The 16,819-nt window shown below is 62.7% G+C and carries 16 protein-coding genes; 6 read left to right on the top strand and 10 right to left on the bottom strand.

Features of this window, described 5'->3' with window-relative positions; genetic code table 11:
- The first annotated feature begins 57 nt into the window (after positions 1-57).
- Positions 58-360 carry an ArsR/SmtB family transcription factor gene (locus LG385_RS10215; protein ID WP_181118264.1) on the top strand — a complete coding sequence of 101 codons (303 nt, stop codon included), beginning with the start codon at positions 58-60 and terminating at the stop codon, positions 358-360.
- Here LG385_RS10215 and LG385_RS10210 read toward each other — a convergent pair.
- From LG385_RS10210 to LG385_RS10180, 7 genes are all read right to left on the bottom strand, one after another.
- The gene (locus tag LG385_RS10210) at positions 328-1,095 is read right to left on the bottom strand and encodes a GntR family transcriptional regulator (protein WP_225774179.1); all 768 of its coding nucleotides are present in this window, start codon (positions 1,093-1,095) and stop codon (positions 328-330) included. The genes LG385_RS10215 and LG385_RS10210 overlap by 33 nt on opposite strands.
- Positions 1,092-1,685: a nicotinamide riboside transporter PnuC gene (gene pnuC / locus LG385_RS10205; protein WP_225774178.1), complete on the bottom strand. Its 594-nt coding sequence runs from the start codon at positions 1,683-1,685 to the stop codon at positions 1,092-1,094. The genes LG385_RS10210 and pnuC overlap by 4 nt, the downstream gene beginning before the upstream one ends.
- A 12-nt stretch (positions 1,686-1,697) precedes the next feature.
- The gene (locus LG385_RS10200) at positions 1,698-3,854 is read right to left on the bottom strand and encodes a TonB-dependent siderophore receptor (protein WP_225774177.1); all 2,157 of its coding nucleotides are present in this window, start codon (positions 3,852-3,854) and stop codon (positions 1,698-1,700) included.
- A 99-nt stretch (positions 3,855-3,953) separates the two neighbouring features.
- Complete coding sequence (locus tag LG385_RS10195) at positions 3,954-4,829, bottom strand: sulfurtransferase (protein WP_225774176.1); 876 nt, start codon at positions 4,827-4,829, stop codon at positions 3,954-3,956.
- The gene (locus LG385_RS10190; RefSeq protein ID WP_225774175.1) at positions 4,826-5,971 is read right to left on the bottom strand and encodes a phosphotransferase enzyme family protein; all 1,146 of its coding nucleotides are present in this window, start codon (positions 5,969-5,971) and stop codon (positions 4,826-4,828) included. Before LG385_RS10190 ends, LG385_RS10195 begins: the two co-directional genes overlap by 4 nt.
- Positions 5,968-6,888 (bottom strand): ABC transporter substrate-binding protein, encoded by a 921-nt coding sequence (locus LG385_RS10185; RefSeq protein WP_225774174.1) that lies wholly within the window; start codon positions 6,886-6,888, stop codon positions 5,968-5,970. The genes LG385_RS10190 and LG385_RS10185 overlap by 4 nt, the downstream gene beginning before the upstream one ends.
- Positions 6,889-6,972: 84 nt before the next feature.
- Entirely contained in the window at positions 6,973-10,398 is a 3,426-nt protein-coding gene (locus LG385_RS10180; protein ID WP_225774173.1) for a response regulator, read from the bottom strand.
- A gap of 294 nt (positions 10,399-10,692) precedes the next feature.
- On the opposite strand from LG385_RS10180, the gene LG385_RS25445 reads away from it, so the two are divergent.
- The 5 genes from LG385_RS25445 (at position 10,693) to LG385_RS10160 (ending at position 13,434) form a co-directional block, all read left to right on the top strand.
- Positions 10,693-10,836: a glycoside hydrolase family 55 protein gene (locus LG385_RS25445; protein ID WP_263974687.1), complete on the top strand. Its 144-nt coding sequence runs from the start codon at positions 10,693-10,695 to the stop codon at positions 10,834-10,836.
- Positions 10,812-11,234, top strand: coding sequence for a hypothetical protein (locus LG385_RS10175; protein WP_263974686.1), 423 nt, complete (start codon positions 10,812-10,814; stop codon positions 11,232-11,234). Before LG385_RS25445 ends, LG385_RS10175 begins: the two co-directional genes overlap by 25 nt.
- A gap of 50 nt (positions 11,235-11,284) precedes the next feature.
- Entirely contained in the window at positions 11,285-12,301 is a 1,017-nt protein-coding gene (locus LG385_RS10170; RefSeq protein WP_225774172.1) for an aldo/keto reductase, read from the top strand.
- Positions 12,302-12,412: 111 nt separating this feature from the next.
- Positions 12,413-12,595 carry a hypothetical protein gene (locus LG385_RS10165; protein WP_181118254.1) on the top strand — a complete coding sequence of 61 codons (183 nt, stop codon included), beginning with the start codon at positions 12,413-12,415 and terminating at the stop codon, positions 12,593-12,595.
- The gene (locus tag LG385_RS10160; protein WP_225774171.1) at positions 12,595-13,434 is read left to right on the top strand and encodes a hypothetical protein; all 840 of its coding nucleotides are present in this window, start codon (positions 12,595-12,597) and stop codon (positions 13,432-13,434) included. Before LG385_RS10165 ends, LG385_RS10160 begins: the two co-directional genes overlap by 1 nt.
- A 9-nt stretch (positions 13,435-13,443) precedes the next feature.
- Here the strand turns inward: LG385_RS10160 and LG385_RS10155 are convergent, their stop codons facing one another.
- The 3 genes from LG385_RS10155 to LG385_RS10145 all read right to left on the bottom strand — a co-directional run bounded on the left by LG385_RS10155 (position 13,444) and on the right by LG385_RS10145 (position 16,692).
- Positions 13,444-14,631, bottom strand: coding sequence for an MFS transporter (locus LG385_RS10155; protein WP_413247317.1), 1,188 nt, complete (start codon positions 14,629-14,631; stop codon positions 13,444-13,446).
- Positions 14,632-14,726: 95 nt separating this feature from the next.
- A complete protein-coding gene (locus LG385_RS10150) occupies positions 14,727-15,614 on the bottom strand; it encodes an alpha/beta fold hydrolase (protein ID WP_225774170.1) in 888 nt (295 codons plus the stop codon).
- A gap of 37 nt (positions 15,615-15,651) precedes the next feature.
- Positions 15,652-16,692 carry an NAD-dependent epimerase/dehydratase family protein gene (locus LG385_RS10145; RefSeq protein ID WP_225774169.1) on the bottom strand — a complete coding sequence of 347 codons (1,041 nt, stop codon included), beginning with the start codon at positions 16,690-16,692 and terminating at the stop codon, positions 15,652-15,654.
- Positions 16,693-16,819: the final 127 nt, after the last annotated feature.

Raw genomic sequence — 16,819 nt, 5'->3', positions numbered from 1 at the left:
TGTTCGATAGTATTCGAAATATGGCGTTAATTGAAGCCCCTCGGTATCATCGGCGCCATGAGACCTTACAAACACCCCGAACCCGAATCCTTCGTCCTCGAGCGCGTGCTGTACGCCTTAAGTGACCCCGTGCGCATGGAAATCGTTCGCTGCCTGTCGCTTGTGGCGCAGGCTTCGTGTGGTGAACTGGATGGCGGCCGACCCAAATCCAGTGTGTCTCATCACTTCCGCGTGCTGCGCGAGGCGGGGCTGGTGCACACTCGCAACGTGGGTACCACGCATATGAATTCGCTGCGAAGCGAGGAAATGGAAGCGCGGTTTCCTGGGCTACTGAAAGCTATTCTCGGGCAACCGGCCTAACAGGCTTGAGCCTTGGGCGGGGCCCACCTCCAGCCGTATTTCCACCGCATCCGGCCGCCAGTATTCGCGATCATATTCCACCGCTGTGCCGTTGGCATCGCGGCACAAGCGTTCGAGCATCAGGCCACCGGAGCCGCTCGCCAGTTGCAGCAGCTGGCCCTGAGTGTCATCGAGCAGGCACGGTTTAAGGGTGATTTCGCTACGGGCCTGTACCCGCTGGTAGCGCTGGCGAAGCGTTTCGGTGAGGGAACTGCCCAATGGCATATCGAGCAACCCTGGGCACCAGGCTTCTGTCAGCACGTTGGTCTCCAGCAACACAGGGCGGCCATCCACCCAGCGCCGCCGCTCCAGATGGTAAACCCAGGCGTTTGCGTCCAGGCCCATGCGTGCCGCCAGCCCGGGCTCGGCCTGGCGCCGTTCGGCCAACAGGCTTTCCGTGCGTGGTTCGCGGCCCTGGGCGCTGACGTACTCCATAAAGCCGGTCACGCGCGTGGGGTCATACGCTATGGGCGCGGGCGAAACGAACCAGCCCCGGCGATGGCCCCGGTAGATCACGCCTTCAGCCTCCAGCCGCTGCAGTGCCTGGCGCAGCGTTACCCGCGTGCAGCCGAAGCGCTCGGCCAGTTCGCGCTCTGTCGGAAAACGCTCGCCAGCGAGCAGGCGCCCGGCACCGAGGTCAGTGGCAAGCGCGTGATGAATGCGCAGGTATTGCGCGTTGGCGGGTTTGATGGTCATGGCAGGGCTTGCGCCGGTTGGGTAGCGCTTGGGTGGGCGGCCAGGTCTTGCTGCCACGCCCGCAGGCCGTACACCGCTAGCACGATGAAGCCAGCGTAGAGCGCGGCGGTGAGGGGCAGATCCTTGTGGTAATACAGCCCGGTGTATACCGCGTCCAAGGCAATCCACAGCCACCAGCTGGCCACGTATTTGCGGGCAGCCCAGTAGCTGGCTACCAGGCTGTACGCGGTGAGGGTGGCGTCCAGCCAAGGTACCTCGGCGTCGGTGAAGTGCGCCATGCTGGCCCCAAGCGCCAGCGCAATCACCCCGCCAATGGCAAGGCTTGCCAGCGCGATGGGCATTGGTAGCCGGTCCACATGAACACGGCCTTCGTCCACTTGGCCCGAGCGCCAGCGCCACCAGCCATAGGCCTGCATGAACACGAAGACAATCTGCAGCAGCATGTCCGAGTAGAGTTTCACGTCATAGAAGATCCACACGTACAGCAACACGGCGATCACGTTCACCGGCCAGCACCACGGCGTGCGCCGCGCCGTAAGCCACACGCCTAGCACGTTGACCACCACTGCAAGTATTTCGAGGTTGGACATGGCCGTTTTTCCTTAAAAATTGACCGTGGCGGACAAGCGTGCGGTACGCGGCGCGCCCGGGAACAGGTAGCCGTCGCCCATGTATTCGCCAACGTCGCGCCAGTATGCCTTGTTGAACAGGTTGTCCACGCTCAGCCTGAACACAGTTTCATAGCCGTCGATATGGGTGGTGAAGCGGCTGCCTGCGTTGAACACGGCATAATCGCCCACCTTCACCGTGCCGGCGCGGTTGGCATATTTGCTGCCGCTGTATTGCACGCCGCCCAGCAGTGCCAGGCCTTCGATGCCGGGTACGCTGTAATCCCCGTAGAAGCTTGCGCGAACCTTGGGTACGTTGATCGCCTGGTGGCCATCGTAGGCATCGGTGCCGCTACCGCTTACGCGAGCACGGATCGCCGCCACACTGGCAGTAAGTTGAAGTTGCTCGGTGGCGCGCCCGCTGGCCGTCAGTTCCACGCCGGTATTTTTCTGCTCGCCCTGTTGCACGAAGGTGAGCGTGCCGTCGCTGTTGGCCTGGGAATACTGGTAACCCTGGTGCATCTGGAACACCGCCGCGGTCAGGCTCAAACGCTGCCAGTTCTGCTTCACGCCCAGTTCCACCTGGCGGGACACGGTAGGCGCGAGGGTTTCGCCCGCATTGGTGGTGTACCAGTCGGCCTCTCGCCCCAGAGAGAGGCCCTTGCTGTAGCGGGCATAGAAGGAGGTATTGGCCCAGGGCTGATAGATCACCGCCAGGTTGGGGAGGAATTTCCACTCACGGGTATGGCGGGTGGTATCGCCGTCGCTGTTGAACGTTTTCTCGTCCAGCAATACCTCACGCCCGCCAAGCGCCAACTGCCAATGCTCGCCGAAATGAACGCGATCATTCAGCGAGAAGCCATACTGGCGGCTGTCCAGGTGCCGATAGCTGGGGCCCAGGCTCCCGCTGTACGGGCTGACGCTGACCGCGCCGGTGTACAGGTTGCCGCTGCCTACCCATTCGTTGATTTCTTCATGGCTGTCGAGGGTGCGCCGCTGGGCGCTGAGGCCCAGTTCCAGCTCGTGGAGCAGGCTGCCAGTGTTGAAGCGGCCGGATAGCGACGCCTGGGCTTCGTCGACCTGCCGGGTGTCGTTGGGGCTGCGGAAGTCGTAGATGTCGTAATCGCCCTCGTGGCTGAAATAGTTGGGCACCGCATCGTTCGCACAGCTGGCCGCCCCGTAGCAGCCCCATGGGAAGGCGCTGTAGTCGTCGATCACCACCTGGCTATGGGCCAGGCCGAAACGAGCGGTCCAGTCATCGTTCAACAGGTAGGTGTAGCGGCCGCTGGTGTTGAGCGAGTCCATGCGAACCGGCTTCGCCCATTCCTGATCGCCCAACAGGTCGTGGGGGTTTACGCCATGGGGAACGTCGGTACCGCCTAATAACTGATAGCCAGGTACCGAGCGCTGCTCCTGGGCCTGATATTCAACGTCCAGTTGCAGGGTGGATCGAGGGTCGATAGCCCAGTCTACGGCCAGCGACGCGAAATCGCGTTCGCCATCGGCATGGTCAACGTAAGAACGCAGATCCTCATGGGCCAGGTTGGCGCGTATCCCGAACTGCTGCTCGGCGCCGAACCAGCTGCCTACGTCCAGGGCCAGGGAGCGTTCGCCGTCCTGGTTGGTGGCAACGGTGACCGAGCGCACGTCACGGGGCCGCTTGCTCACGTAATTGATGATGCCACCCGGGTCGCTCACGCCGCTCTGCAGGCCAGCCAGGCCCTTGAGTACCTCCACCTGCTCCTTGTTCTCAAGCGCCACGTTCTGCTCGCCAGCGATGGTAAAGCCGTTCACCTTGTAGCTGCTGGCGGCGTTCAACGAGAACCCCCTCAGCACGAAATTCTCGTAGTAGCCCACCGGGGCATAGCTTTGGCCGGCTGCGGCGTCGTTACGCAGTACGTCACTGAGCAGGCGCGCCTGCTGGTCTTGCAGCAGCCGGGTATTGAACACCGACACGGAGGCGGGAGTGTCCAGCAGCGCCGCGTCATCGCCGCCCGCCACCGAGGCAGTGGGTGCCTGGTAACCATCTGCCGCGTCGCCGACCACCGTCACGGTGCCAAGCGTGGTGGAATCGTCCGCCGCCACGCTGGCCGAGACCAGGGCGATACCGGTCAACAGCAAACGGGCCGGGAAGGGTAGGTGATGCAACATCGAGCAGCTCCATGATCAAGTCGTTCCGGTGCGCGCGCGCCTGCCCCCTGTGCAGGGGCGAGCGAGGGTGCGGAGTGTACGCGTGCCTGTGGCAGGCAGTCAGGCCGGAGCTGCTCCGGAGGACATTGGCAAGGCGGGGTTGGCGCTCCATTGCTGGAGAGAGCCGTCGTACAGGGCAACGTTGTCGCGCCCTAAAAGCGTGAGGGCCACTGCGGTGGCGGCAGCGGAGATTCCTCCGCCGCAGTACAGGACGAGCCGAGCGTTGTCAGCCAGCAAGCCTTCACCCAACGCTGCTCGCAATACGGCGGCCGGCTGATAACGGTGGTCGGCCTGATAGAGGTTACGGGCTGGGCGATTGAGGCTGCCGGGGATGTGCCCGCGGCGGGCATAGCGCGTGATTGCGCTGCCATCGAACACCGCTGATGACAGCGCGCACAGCAGCTGGCCCGGCGCATGGCCCTGGCTGATGGCAAGTACCTCCTCCTGGCTGGCCCAGGCGCGCGGGACAGGCCGCACGGGCGGCGCCTCGGTGGTGGGTTCTATCACAGCTGACCCGCTGTGCAGGGGCAGGCCGGCATGCCGCCATAGCTGCAAGCCGCCGTCGAGGATAAAGGCAGGGATGCCGACGCTGCGCAACATCCACCATAGCCGCGCCGCCCAGAAACCATCTCCACTGTCGTACAGCACCAGTGTGCTGTGCGGGCCTATGCCAAGCAGTTGCAACTGCTCGGCAAAGGCGTCGGCGGCAGGCATGGCGAAGCTGTAGCCGGCATCAGGATCAGTAAGCCCCTCGAGTAGGTCAGCATGGACCGCGCCAGGCAAATGGGCCTGATGCCAGCCCTCATAGCCACTGCGCACACGATAGTCGCCATCGAACCGGGGCGTTTGCAGGTCCACGGTTACATCGAGAATGACCAGGCCCGGGGTACCGAGGCGCGCGTAGAGCTCGGCCGCGCTCATCAACAGTTGGGTCATTGCCAGTCTCCGCGGCGCTGATGCAAGTGGGCCAATAGCCGCTTGCCTTCCTCGCGGGCGAACCAGTGTGCGTGGCGCAACAGGTAACCTTCCCAAGCCACGTCTGCGTTGCCGCGATCGTTAAGCACGCCTTCGAAATACGCGACCTCGGACAGGGCAAAATCCACATGCACCACCGGCAGCAGTGCAATAAGCGCGTCTATCGAAGCGGCGGGCAGTGGCCGCGACCGGGCGTAGCCGGCGAGCAACTGGTCAACCGTGGCGAGATCGGCCTGCACCGTTATGCCCTGATCGAGCCCGAGCCACGCAATAGCGTTACGCTCCAGGGCGATCGCCAGATCGTAAAGGGCAAACGTGTGGTCGCACAGGCCAAAATCCAGCACGCTCGCCACCTCGTGCGCCTCAGGCTTGTCGGCCCACAGCAGGTTGGAGGCATGCCAGTCGTTATGGGTCCACAAGGGCGGCTGTGCCTGAAGGTATTCACGCGCGGCCTGCTGCAAGGGCAGCAGCGCGGCCAATTCACGGTGCCAGTCACGGCTGGCAAAGTAGTGCGCCAGCCCTGGCAGGCTACGGGCCTGGGCTTCGATAGCGGCTAGCGAATCGGCGCTGGTCAGCCAGCAGGGCCGGCTCACCAGGATGCTGGCGGTACGTTTCGCGCCCTCATAACCTTCCGCGGCCCGGTGCAACTGTGCCAGCGCATAACCCGCAGCCTCGGCATGGGCAGGATGCTGAAACGGCTCCCAGGATTGGGCGTCGCGATAGCGGTCGGCCCCTTGGGCACGGGCATGGATTTCATACGTCCAGCCGTGACGCTCGATAGCGCTGTGGCGGTTTGTAGCGCGTTGAACCTGAGGTACCGGGCACCCGTGCTGCCGGAGGTGAGCGATGAACCGGTGCTCTTCCTCCAGCCCGGCTACGGTGCGAACGCTAGGGTGATGACGCTTGATGAACCACTCGCCGGTATCCGTGGTGGCCAATGCCGCAGCCGAAAACGGCCGCGGGCTATGCCAATGAAGCGCCTGAAGCTCGCCCAACTGAGGAAAGTCGAGCAATACCTCTTTTACCTGAGCTTCGGCGAGCAGCGGCCATGCGGGCGCAACGAGCACTCCGGCCATGCCGTGGCTGTGCAACAGCTGGCTCATGGCTGCGCCTCCGGCAGGAAATCATTGGTAAAGGCATCGGCCCATATGGCCGCATTGCCGAGGATGCCATGCTGGTGCAGCCACAGCGCATAGGGCTCGATCAACGCCTGGCGTTGTTCTCCCCAGCGGCCGTCGTGCAGCCAGGTAGGCGCAACGTGGGCCAGGGACCGTTCGATCAACCGCGCCGGGAAGTACGGAATCACCCGTTCGTAAGCGGCCAACCCTCGCAGCGGTTGCTCGGCCACGGCCCGGAACCCGCGTTCTGTCGCAGCCAGGAAGGCCCGCAGCACCTCAGGGTTGCGCTCAACCCATTGCTCCTGGGCACCGAGCTGATAACTGTGATAGCGCGGTGCTCCCCACTGGCTCACCGGCCACACCTGCCGCCGCTCGGCAGCGATAGGGCTGTCCATCAGCGCTTCCCAGGCCCAGTAACCGCCAAAGCTGGCATCTGCCATGCCGGCAGCAAGGTCCTCGGGGCGCAGCTCGCGGGTGCCAGCATCCACGATTATCAGCGCGTCGGGGTCGCCGCCGTCCCGGCGCACCAGATCGCGAACCATCGCCAGGCCCCGCGGGGTAGGGTTCATGGCCAAGCGTTTGCCCATCAGGTCCCGAGGCCGCCCGATGGCGAAATCGGTGAGGGTCTGGATCGCTTCCAGCCCGTCATGGTTGATCGCCGCAACGCCTATGAGCGGCTGGCCTTGATCGCGCCGTACCAGCAGGCGATTGCCAGGGAATACCGCCAGATCCACTTGGCCCTCCAGCAGGTACTGCAGGCTGTCGCCCCGCTCGGGATCGGGTACCCGAAGTTCCACATTCAGGCCCGCCTCGGCATACCAGCCGCGCTCCCGGGCGACGTAGAACCCTGCGGAATTAGGCCAAGGGTGAAAATATTCCAGCATGATTTTCAGCGAAAGCATCGAACAGCAGCCTTGCGTAGCTCGTGAAGTGCTGCCTTTATACGGGGGCGCTTGGTATATACCAAATACTGAAAATGACTATGCTTAAGCCTTTGTGCCCTCCTGGCCGAGCTGCTCCCGTACCCGTTCCAGCAGGGCCGCATAGGCAAAAGGCTTGAGCAGCGTCGGCCACTCCAGTTCCAGCTCCGCGTAGCCGGTTATCACCAGCACGGCGACCTGGTGCGCGACCGACCGCACTTTGTTTGCCAGCTCTGAACCGTTCATGCCTGGCATCTTGAAATCGGTGATCAGCAGGTCGGGCAGCAGGCCTTGGCGCACCAGCTCGAAGGCGCGTTCGCCGGACTCGGCTTCGTGGATGATGTAGCCCTCGTCGCCCAGCATCTCGGCGACCGTCGTGCGTACCAACGCTTCGTCGTCCACTACCAGAATCGTGGCTTTTTCAGCCGCCACTTCGCTGCCTTGCGCTGCAGGGGCCTCGAACGCTGCAGGCGCCTCGCTTGCCGGAAGCAGCACACGCACTTGTGTGCCCTGGCCCGGTTGGCTTTCAATCAGCAACTGCCCCCCCAGTTGCGCCACCACGCCGTGCACCATGGATAAACCCAGCCCGGTACCCTTGGCGCCCTTGGTGGTGAAGAATGGCTCGATAGCTCTTGCAAGGGTGTGCTCGTCCATCCCGGCGCCGTTATCCCTCACCACGATCTGCAGGTAATCCTCAGTACCGCCAAGGGCGTTCGGTTGTGGGGGAAGTTGGACCTCCGAGAGCGTTATGGACAGTGTGCCGCCATTCGGCATGGCATCCCGGGCGTTGAGGCACAGGTTAAGCAGCGCCAGTTCCATCTGGTTGGCGTCGGCCAATGCAAGCCGGCTGGGCGAGCCAAGGCTGAACTCGAGCACGATATCCTCTTCGATCGAGCGCTTGAGCAAGTCCTGCATACCGACGATCAGCCGCTTGAGATCGACCGGGCGTACGTCCAGGTTTTGCTTGCGCGCAAAGGCGAGCAACCGGCTGACCAATACCTTGGCCCGCTCGGCCGACTCCAGCCCGGCCGAGGCAATCCGCACGGCCCGATCATCATCGTTGAAGCGCCGTTTGAGCATTTCCAGGCTGGCGAAGATCGGCGTGAGGAGGTTGTTGAAGTCGTGCGCCACACCACCGGTGAGCTGCCCGATGGTTTCGGTTTTCTGCATCTGGTGAAACTGCACCACCAGCGCCTCGCGCTCGCGGCTGGCCTTGTCGTGTAGCGCCTGTTCGCGCCGGTGCGCCTCCACGCGCTGTTGGCCCAGGCGTATCGCACCATCGATACGGGCTCTCAGCTCGCGTGCGTTGAACGGTTTTACCAGGTAGTCATCGGCGCCGGCCTTCAAACCCTCCACCCGTGCTTCTTCGCCAGCGCGCGCCGACAGCAGGATAAACACCACATTACTCAGGGCAGGGTCGTTGCGCACCGCCTGCAGCAAGGCAAAGCCGTCCAGCCCCGGCATCATCACATCGCTGAGGATCAGATCAGGCACTTGGGCCTTGGCGGCTTCCAACGCCTTGAGCCCGGTGTCGACCGCTTCTATCTCGTAGGAGGCGCCGCCCAGGATGCTCGCGATATAGCCGCGCATGTCGGTGTTGTCGTCTGCCAACAGTATCCGGGGCCTTGGGGCATCAGCCGTCGGCGCAGCTGGGGCATGCTGCTCGCTGAGGCCGGCGTCAGGCAGCCAGCGAAGGGCCTCCTCCACATAGGCTTGTGCCCGAATGCCGGTGGACGACAAGCTGGGCTGCGCGCCGATCCGCTCCGGAGGAAGGTGGCTTGAACCCAGCGGAATACTTACGGCGAAGGTAGAGCCCACCCCGATAGCGCTTTCCAGCCCAAGGTTACCGCCGTGCAGCTTCACCAGCTCATCGACCAGGGACAGGCCTATTCCAGTGCCTTCGAAGGTTCGGCCAAGCTGGTTTTCGATCCGATGAAAGCGCTTGAATACCAGTGGCTGGTCTTCGGCGGCAATGCCCACGCCGGTGTCGCGCACGGTGAGCAGCGCCGAGCCTGCCATGGGCGTAACGTTCACATGAATCGCGCCGCTCAACGTGTATTTGAACGCGTTGGACAGCAGGTTCAGGGTGATTTTTTCCCACATCTCCTGGTCGATGAATGCCGGCACCGGCACAGCGGGAACGCTGATGTGCAGCGCGATACCCGCACGCTCGCACGCTGACTCGAAGTTGCTCGCAAGCTCGGCGGTGAATGCGCCTAGGTCGACCTCCCGGAACGTCGCCCCGGCCCGGCCGGATTCCAGCCTGGCGAAATCCAGCAGAGAGTTCACCAGTTTCAGCAGCCGTAACGCGCTGCGGTGAGCGAGGGTCAAGCGTTCCAGTTGGTCAGGCGGCAGGTCATCGGGGTGGAGCAGGGCGTCTTCAAGGGGTCCCAACATCAATGTGAGGGGAGTACGGAACTCGTGGCTGACGTTGGAGAAAAACGTTGTCTTGGCCTTATCCAGGGCCGCCAGGGCTTCGGCACGCTCACGTTCCTCCTCGTAGAACCGTGCATTCGCGTAGCCCGCACTGAGCGTCACGGTCAGAAGCGAAAAGAGGTCCTCGTACGCCTTATTGAGCGGTAGCCGCGCACTGGCGCCAGCCAGCACGATGGCCACCGGCAATGCATCGCCCGGCACCCATAATGGTAGAAGAAAGGCGTTGTCCGGTACCTGGTCATAAGGCCCGCACGTGGTGCCGCCGAACATTGGTGAAAGGCCCGAAACCGGGCATGGGTGCGTGGAGGCTATGGCCTGCGATACAGCAAAAGGCTGCTGCGTGTCGAGCAATAGCTGAGCCGGCAGGCTATGGCCTGGGCCTACGCCGTTGTGTGCAACCAGGCTATAGCCGCTGCTGTCGGCGTTCAGTTGGTAGAACGCCAGAAACGGAAGATCGAATGCATAAGGCTGCAACGCAGCGAGCGATGCGTTGGGGATCAATGGGGTGGCGCGGATATCTGCCAGGGCCGCATGAAGCTCCCGCAGGGCGCGCGTTCGGCGTTCGCTGAGCATGGTCGGGGTGGTTTCGGTCACCGGGTGAAACAGGCCCCCGATGCCACCGGTTTCATCCCGGATCGGGCTGGTGGAAAAGGTGAAAAACGTTTCTTCCAGGTACCCGTTGCGCGCCAGGAACATCCGCTGGTTTTCCAGGTACGAGGTGTTGCCAGCCAAGGCGTTGGCGAACGGCTGGCCGATGGCAGGCCAGGCAGAGGCCCAGGTCACGGTATAGGGTTCGCCCAATGCCTGAGGGTGCGATGCGCCGCAGATTGCCCGGTATCCGTCGTTGTAGATCTGGATGTGCTCGGGGCCCCACATGATGTTGATGGGGAAATTGGACGCCAGGCAAAGGCTCACTGTGGTTTTCAGGCTTTGAGGCCAGGAGTCGATCGGGCCGAGCGGCGTGGCGGACCAGTCCTTGCCTCGGATCAGGCCACACATTTCGCCATCTCCGACAAGAAAGTCAGAGGCGGGGCGGTACTCGACAGTCTTGTTCATCAGCGACTCTATCCAGGTACATGGAACAATTATTCGAAGGCTTGTTGCCTGTGGTGTAGGCCACAACAGCGGGGGCAAGGTTCGCTCGATCTCGGCTCGCGGTGCACGTTATTGACCTGGGGGGGTGCGGCAGAGCGGTTCCGTGAAAAAGCCGTGGAGCATATCACCCCCGTAGCGGTCGCGCCGCGCCAACTGCTGCCCGCAGGGCAGGCCTGCCACCCATCCGCTGCGGGCGCCCCGTACCCCCCCGCCACGTCTAGAGTCTCCACACCACCCTCTAGCAGGTACGCCAGCATGAGCACGCTCTTCGACGTTCGTGACTATGGGGCCAAGGGCGATGGGGCTGCCGAAGACACCCGTGCCCTTCAGCTCGCTATCAACGCCGCCTCCAAGGCTGGCGAGGCGAGGTTTGGGTGCCCCCGGGAACGGACCTGGTAAGTGGCCCCAATGCCGATGGCGCCTGTATCACCCTCAAGAACAACGTCGAGCTCAAGGGCAGCGGGCAGGAGATAAAGGTGCTGAAGCTGACCGACGGCTCCAGCGCCGACGTCGATGGCATCGTTCGGGCCTCGGCCCTGCACAACACACTGAACGCCAGCGTGCAGAACCTGACCATCGACGGTAATCAAAGCCATACCAGCGGCACCGTCCATGGGTTGGTCACAGGCTCCGACAGCAGCCCAGGGGCGCACACGATCGACTTCGCTGTTCAGGGGGTGGCGCTGGCCAACCGCAGTGGGAACGGCCTGCTGGCCAATGCACTCAGCAACTGCACCGGCCTGTGGGCCGGCTGGGCATCGAGAACAGTAGAACGGCATGTGCTTTACGGTCGTTAGGATTATGCCTATCATCAAAAGCTCTCACTTACGCTTCGCAGGGGAACGTCATGCGCTACAAGTTACTGGGCAATACCGGTGTGCGGGTTTCCGAGCTCGCGCTGGGCACGGCCAACTTCGGCACGCAGTGGGGCCATGGCGCAACGTTCGAGGAGAGCCTGCGGATCCTCGAGGCCTATGAAGAGGCCGGGGGTAACTTCCTCGATACCGCCGATGTCTATCAGTTCGGCCAGTTCGAGGAATACCTGGGCAAGGCGCTGGAAGGCCGTCGCGACCGGTTTCTGTTGGCCAGCAAATACACCTATGGGGCGCAGCCAACGCCGGGGCGGCTATCAACCGGTAACAGCCGCCTCGCGATGATCGCTTCGGTAGAGGCAAGCCTGAAGCGAATGAACACCGAGCGTATCGATCTGTTGTGGGTCCATAACCCGGACGGCCTTACGCCGACGGAAGAGATCGTGCGAGGGCTGGATGACTTGAGCCGAGCGGGCAAGATCATCTACGCAGGCCTCTCCAATTTCTCCGCATGGCGGCTCGCACGCGCGGCTACCCTTGCCGAATTGACCCGCGCGCTGCCCATCGCCGCGGCGCAATTCGAATACAGCCTGGTCCACCGTGAGCCGGAAGCCGATGTGCTCGAAGCGTGCCAGGCCCTGAACATCGCGCCGGTCACTTGGTCGCCCCTGGGTGGCGGGGTACTGACCGGCAAATACCGCAAAGGCGAAACGGGCCGTGCCCAGGCATTGGGCGGCAAGGTATTCCAGGCCGAAAACAGCGAGAAGCGCACCGCCACCGTTGACGCGGTGCTGGACATCGCGAGCGAGTTACACGTCACCCCTGATCAGGTGGCGATTGCCTGGGTGTTGACCCGCGGCACTATCCCCTTGATAGGCCCACGCAACCTTGAGCAATGCCGGAACAACCTGGGCGCCACGGCGCTGAGCCTGTCCCCGGATCAGCTCGCCGCCCTGGAAGCTGCCAGCGGAAAGGGTGGTGATGAAAAGCCCGCGACCGCGGCGGGCCTGAATCTGACGGGCACCAGCCTGCCGCAGCGGCCTGTGGCCTGAAGCAGTCGGGCACATTTCGCGGGCACGGCAATGTGGTATAGTGCCCCGCACCAGACCGCCGTGGCGCCGCTCGGTTTTTAGCGCCATGGCCCCTTACCGTGAGGAACAAAGATGCTTGGACTGCTTTGGAAGCCCAGTAAGCGAGAGAGAAAGTTGCTCGACGCGCTGCGTGATCTGCAGACCCTGCGGGTCAGCCCTCGCGGGGGAATGTCGATCGACTCGAAAGAAATCCTCAGCAACGAGCATTTCATCGCAGCCAGCAAAAAGGCCAAGAAGATAGTGGCTAATGGCTGATGGGCCTGCTGCTTATCCTGCCGATCCTGGTCAGCGGTTACATCTACTGCCACGGTAGCATCTACCACCAGGCTACTCTTAGCCGCTACGACGGCCAGCTGCTCTACATGCTGATCGCCAAAACCGGCCTTTTCCTGTTTGCCATCGCTGCCATCGTCAGCTTCGCGCTGTTGTACGCCAGCAAGCATGGCTATTTTCAGTACGTCACACCAGACTATGCAGACTATGCCAAGTACGTCAGGGCTTTTCTGGTGCGCTATGGTATCGCCGACGAGGCAGGCGCATCGCTCTGGGTGTTCTTTGGCCAAGCGTCTGTCCTGTCCTTTTTTTTCGCCTGGTTGTTCCCCCGGGTGTTCCCCTTCCTGCTGATGGTCAGGTACCGGATAGGGCCCGCGAAGGCCAAAGCGCTGGTCCTCAACTCTTTGGTACCGCTCCCTCCGCTCACCAAGCACTTGCTGGGTTCCATCAGCGACGAGGACAGCCTGTACATGTTTTCGATGGAAGACAGAAAGGTCTACGTTGGCCGCGTGTCGTCGGTGGGAGACCTGCATGAAGCGGGACTGATGGATGAGGATTTCGAGATAGTGCCCACGATGAGCGGATACCGAGACAAGGACACGCTCAAGGTCACCTATACCACCGACTACTCTGCCGTGGTTGAAGACATGGAGCTGAGTGGGAGGGAGATTGGCTTCACCATCCTGCTATCGCAAAAGAATATTGTGTCCATAAGCCGGTTCGAGCCCGAGGTCTGGGCCCGATTCAAGGCTCGCCAGGATGGTACCGAGACGAACCACGCCTATCTGGAACGTCTCAAGGTATTTGCGGACGGGCTCTGAGGCCAACTTTCAACGCCCGCCTTTCATCCGTCGCGCGATGAAATAAAGGCCCAGGCCGGCCAGGGCCGTGGCCGCGCCGATATAGCCCGTACTCGTCCAACCCATCCCAGCGGTAATGGCCATGCCCCCCAGCCATGGCCCAAGTGCATTGGCGAGGTTGAACGCCGCGTGGTTGGATGCAGCGGCGAGGCTCGGTGCTTCGTGAGCGATGTCCATCAAGCGGATCTGTAATGGCGCGGCCATGGCGATCATGGTGCCCACCAGGCCGATGCCCAGCAGCACGGACCAGAGCGCATGGGCGGCAAAGGTGAAGAACAGCAGCACGGCAATCGACCACACCAACACAACGCCCACCGCGCGCAATTGCATGCGATCAAAGAGCTTGCCCCCGGCAATGTTGCCGATGATGCCGCCCAACCCGAATGCTGCCAGCCCGAATGGAATCCACTGGGCTGACACGCCGGTGACCTCAAGCATGGTAGGCGCCAGGTAGCTGAACACGCAGAACATGCCAGCAAAGCCGATGGCGGCAATCGACAATGCCATCCATACCTGAGGCAGCTTGAAGGCCTGGAGCTCCTTGCGCGGGTCGCTGCGCTGTTCATCGTCCCGCTGCGGCACGAAACGCCACACCAGCACGATGGTGCTTAGTGCAATCAACCCCACCAGCACAAAGGCGGCGCGCCACCCGAAGAATTGCCCCAGCACCGTGGCGATTGGGTTACCCAGCAGCATGGCCAGCGTAAGGCCCATCATCACCCGAGCCACGGCCCCGGCCCGCTGGTTGCTCGACACCATGCTGGAAGCCACTACGGCGGCAATGCCGAAGTAGGCCCCGTGGGGCAAGCCGCTGATGAACCGAAAGGCAACCAGGCCAGCGAAGGAGGGGGCAAACGCTGTAGCCAGGTTGCCAAGCGCATACAGGGCCATCAACAGCAGCAGCATGTGCTTGCGCAAAAGCCTGGCACCCAGAATAGCCAGTGCCGGCGCACCGACCATTACCCCCAAGGCATACGCGCTGATGGCATGCCCCACCTGGGGCTCGCTCAACTGCAGGTTGGCCGCGATGTCGGGCATCAGCCCCATGATTGCGAATTCACCGGTGCCGATGGCAAAGCTGCCCAAGGCCATGGCCGCTTCCATTTGAGCGACGGTACGCGTGGAGGCCGGCAGGGAGGGGGTTTCAAGAACAGACATCCGAATCCTTACATAAAAGCTGAAACGTTAAAGGCAGAATTTTAAGGGCGCTCGTGGATAAGCGTCGAGGCATTGCATCCGGGTATAAGGTCAGTTCAGGGCTGGATCAGGCTCAACACGGCCTGGGCGAACTGAACAGGGGCTTCCTGCGGCACATTGTGGCCCACCCCCTCCAGCATCAGCCGGCGAACCGGGCCGTTGAACCGGCTAAGGGCCTGACGTTCATCCTGGGGCGCAGTCACGCCGTCACGGGTGCCTGCCAATATGACGGTAGGCACGGCGATGTCGGGTTGCTGCGCCAGTTGTTGCTCGATAGGGGCGTACTGCGGGTCGCCCTCCACCAAGCCGAAGCGGTGCCGGTAAGAATGGGTGACCACCTTGACGAAGTCCGGGTTGTGGAAAGCCTGCGCGGTGGCTTCGAATTGCCCATCTGTGAAGGGCCAGCTCGGTGACCACAGCTGCCACAACAACCGGCAAAAGGCATCTCGGTTCGCTTGGAGCCCGGCATAACCTCGGTCGCCGTGAAGGTAATACTGGTACCACAATCGCTGTTCCACCTCTGGGGCCAAAGGCTTGCCCGCCTGAGCGATGTTTTGGAGGTTGTAACCAGGCTCACAGCTCACCAGGCCAGCCACCCGCTCCGGCCAAAGCGCGGCTACCACGCACCCGGCCCGGCCGCCCCAGTCGTAGCCCGCCAGCACCGCCCGCCGGACACTGAGCGCGTCGAGCAGTGCGACCAGGTCTGCACCCAGCGCCGCCTGTTCGCCAGAGCGGGGGGTGGCGGGGGAAATGAAGCGCGTGCCGCCGTACCCCCGCAACCACGGCACGATGCACCGGCACCCCGCTGCGGCCAGCGTGGCTGCCACCGCGTCATAGGCATGCACGTCGTAGGGAAAGCCGTGCAGCAGCACCACCGCCGGCCCCTCCACCGGGCCGGTTTCCAGATACGCTACGTTCAATACGCCCGCGTGGATGTGTTTCATAGTGGGATGCTCACAAGGGTTAGCGGCAGCGCTGCTGTCAGGGAATCAGCCTGCGTTCCCGCATGCCTTCCAGATGCTGCAACAGCACTTCGTCTGAGCGAAGCGTCATCGCAGTGAAGCCAGCCTGGCGGGCCTTGGTGACATCGAAGATAGCGTCCGTTTCCACATGGAAAATAAAGTCGCCAAAGGCGCCCAGGGCGATCTTGTCGGCGTCTGGCTGAGCCAGGCGTTCTTCTTCAGCCAACTGCTTCCACACGGGCTGCAGTGCCTTCAGGCGTTGCTCGAGTGAAATCGGCTGAGGCTCGCCCACCTCCAGCCCGAACCAGGCCGCGAGCTTGGGCCACACATGGCTCCAGCGCATCACGTCGCCATTGGTGATGTTGAAAGCCCCGTCTGCGTTGTTTTTGACTACCCAGACCGCAGCGTTGCCGATCAGCTCGGCAGCGGTGAGGTTCACCAGGGCGTGCCGGTAGGCCCGCTCCGGGCCGGGGAACTGCATGGCGGTGCCGGTTTTTTTACACAGTGCCCCGTAAAGGCCGATCAGGTTCCCCAGGTTCATGGCCGAACCTTGCGAATGGCCTATCACGATGTCCGGGCGAAGGGCCGTCCACTTGATACCTTTCGCTTCCAGCGACCTGGCGAAGTCTTCGTGGCGGAAGTACAGGTTGGGCGGGAAATGGCGGCTGTCGTCTTCCCGCGCCGGCGTTTTATACACGCCCAGATGGGCGCCATAGACCTTGCCGCCCTGTACGAATGTGATTCTCTCCAATGCAGCGCCAGCCTCCAGCACGCCGTTGATGAGGTTTTCGAACATTGCCGCGTTTTCGTCGGCCTCCGCACCTGGGTCTGGGTTGGGCTTCAGTGCGCTGTAGAACACATGGGTAACGCCTTTCAGAAGCGGCTCGGCGTTGCCCAGCGGGCCGTCGGCCAAAAGGTCGGCCTTGATGTGCGTGTGGGACGCTGGCGCCTCGCCGCGCCCCACGGTAGTGATCTGCCATCCTTCTTGTTCAAAAGCCGTGAGCACGGCACTTCCGATCACGCCACTGGCGCCAGCAATCAGAACATGATGTTCAGCCATGGAGGGTCTCCTGAGAGGGTATGAGCCGTTCAGAAAGTGACAGCCCCGGTACGTGATCGTGCAGTCGAAAGAGCGGCTGGAGCGACGCGATCGCTGCACTCTCGAGGTTTGAAAGGGTTCACTTTCC

It is taken from the genome of Pseudomonas sp. Marseille-Q5115 (assembly GCF_916618905.1).
Classification (GTDB): domain Bacteria; phylum Pseudomonadota; class Gammaproteobacteria; order Pseudomonadales; family Pseudomonadaceae; genus Aquipseudomonas; species Aquipseudomonas japonica_A.
Note: the sequence above shows the minus strand (reverse complement) of the source record. Positions and strands in the feature narration are given on the sequence as shown.

Bases quoted from the DNA above. Each gene is read 5' to 3' on its own strand.
- LG385_RS10170 (WP_225774172.1), top strand. From the start codon at position 11,285: ATGCGCTACAAGTTACTGGGCAATACCGGTGTGCGGGTTTCCGAGCTC.
- LG385_RS10190 (WP_225774175.1), bottom strand. From the start codon at position 5,971: ATGAGCCAGCTGTTGCACAGCCACGGCATGGCCGGAGTGCTCGTTGCG.
- LG385_RS10155 (WP_413247317.1), bottom strand. From the start codon at position 14,631: ATGTCTGTTCTTGAAACCCCCTCCCTGCCGGCCTCCACGCGTACCGTC.
- LG385_RS10185 (WP_225774174.1), bottom strand. From the start codon at position 6,888: ATGCTTTCGCTGAAAATCATGCTGGAATATTTTCACCCTTGGCCTAAT.
- LG385_RS10165 (WP_181118254.1), top strand. From the start codon at position 12,413: ATGCTTGGACTGCTTTGGAAGCCCAGTAAGCGAGAGAGAAAGTTGCTC.
- LG385_RS25445 (WP_263974687.1), top strand. From the start codon at position 10,693: ATGAGCACGCTCTTCGACGTTCGTGACTATGGGGCCAAGGGCGATGGG.
- pnuC (WP_225774178.1), bottom strand. From the start codon at position 1,685: ATGTCCAACCTCGAAATACTTGCAGTGGTGGTCAACGTGCTAGGCGTG.
- LG385_RS10150 (WP_225774170.1), bottom strand. From the start codon at position 15,614: ATGAAACACATCCACGCGGGCGTATTGAACGTAGCGTATCTGGAAACC.
- LG385_RS10200 (WP_225774177.1), bottom strand. From the start codon at position 3,854: ATGTTGCATCACCTACCCTTCCCGGCCCGTTTGCTGTTGACCGGTATC.
- LG385_RS10180 (WP_225774173.1), bottom strand. From the start codon at position 10,398: ATGAACAAGACTGTCGAGTACCGCCCCGCCTCTGACTTTCTTGTCGGA.
- LG385_RS10210 (WP_225774179.1), bottom strand. From the start codon at position 1,095: ATGACCATCAAACCCGCCAACGCGCAATACCTGCGCATTCATCACGCG.
- LG385_RS10145 (WP_225774169.1), bottom strand. From the start codon at position 16,692: ATGGCTGAACATCATGTTCTGATTGCTGGCGCCAGTGGCGTGATCGGA.
- LG385_RS10195 (WP_225774176.1), bottom strand. From the start codon at position 4,829: ATGACCCAACTGTTGATGAGCGCGGCCGAGCTCTACGCGCGCCTCGGT.
- LG385_RS10160 (WP_225774171.1), top strand. From the start codon at position 12,595: ATGGGCCTGCTGCTTATCCTGCCGATCCTGGTCAGCGGTTACATCTAC.
- LG385_RS10215 (WP_181118264.1), top strand. From the start codon at position 58: ATGAGACCTTACAAACACCCCGAACCCGAATCCTTCGTCCTCGAGCGC.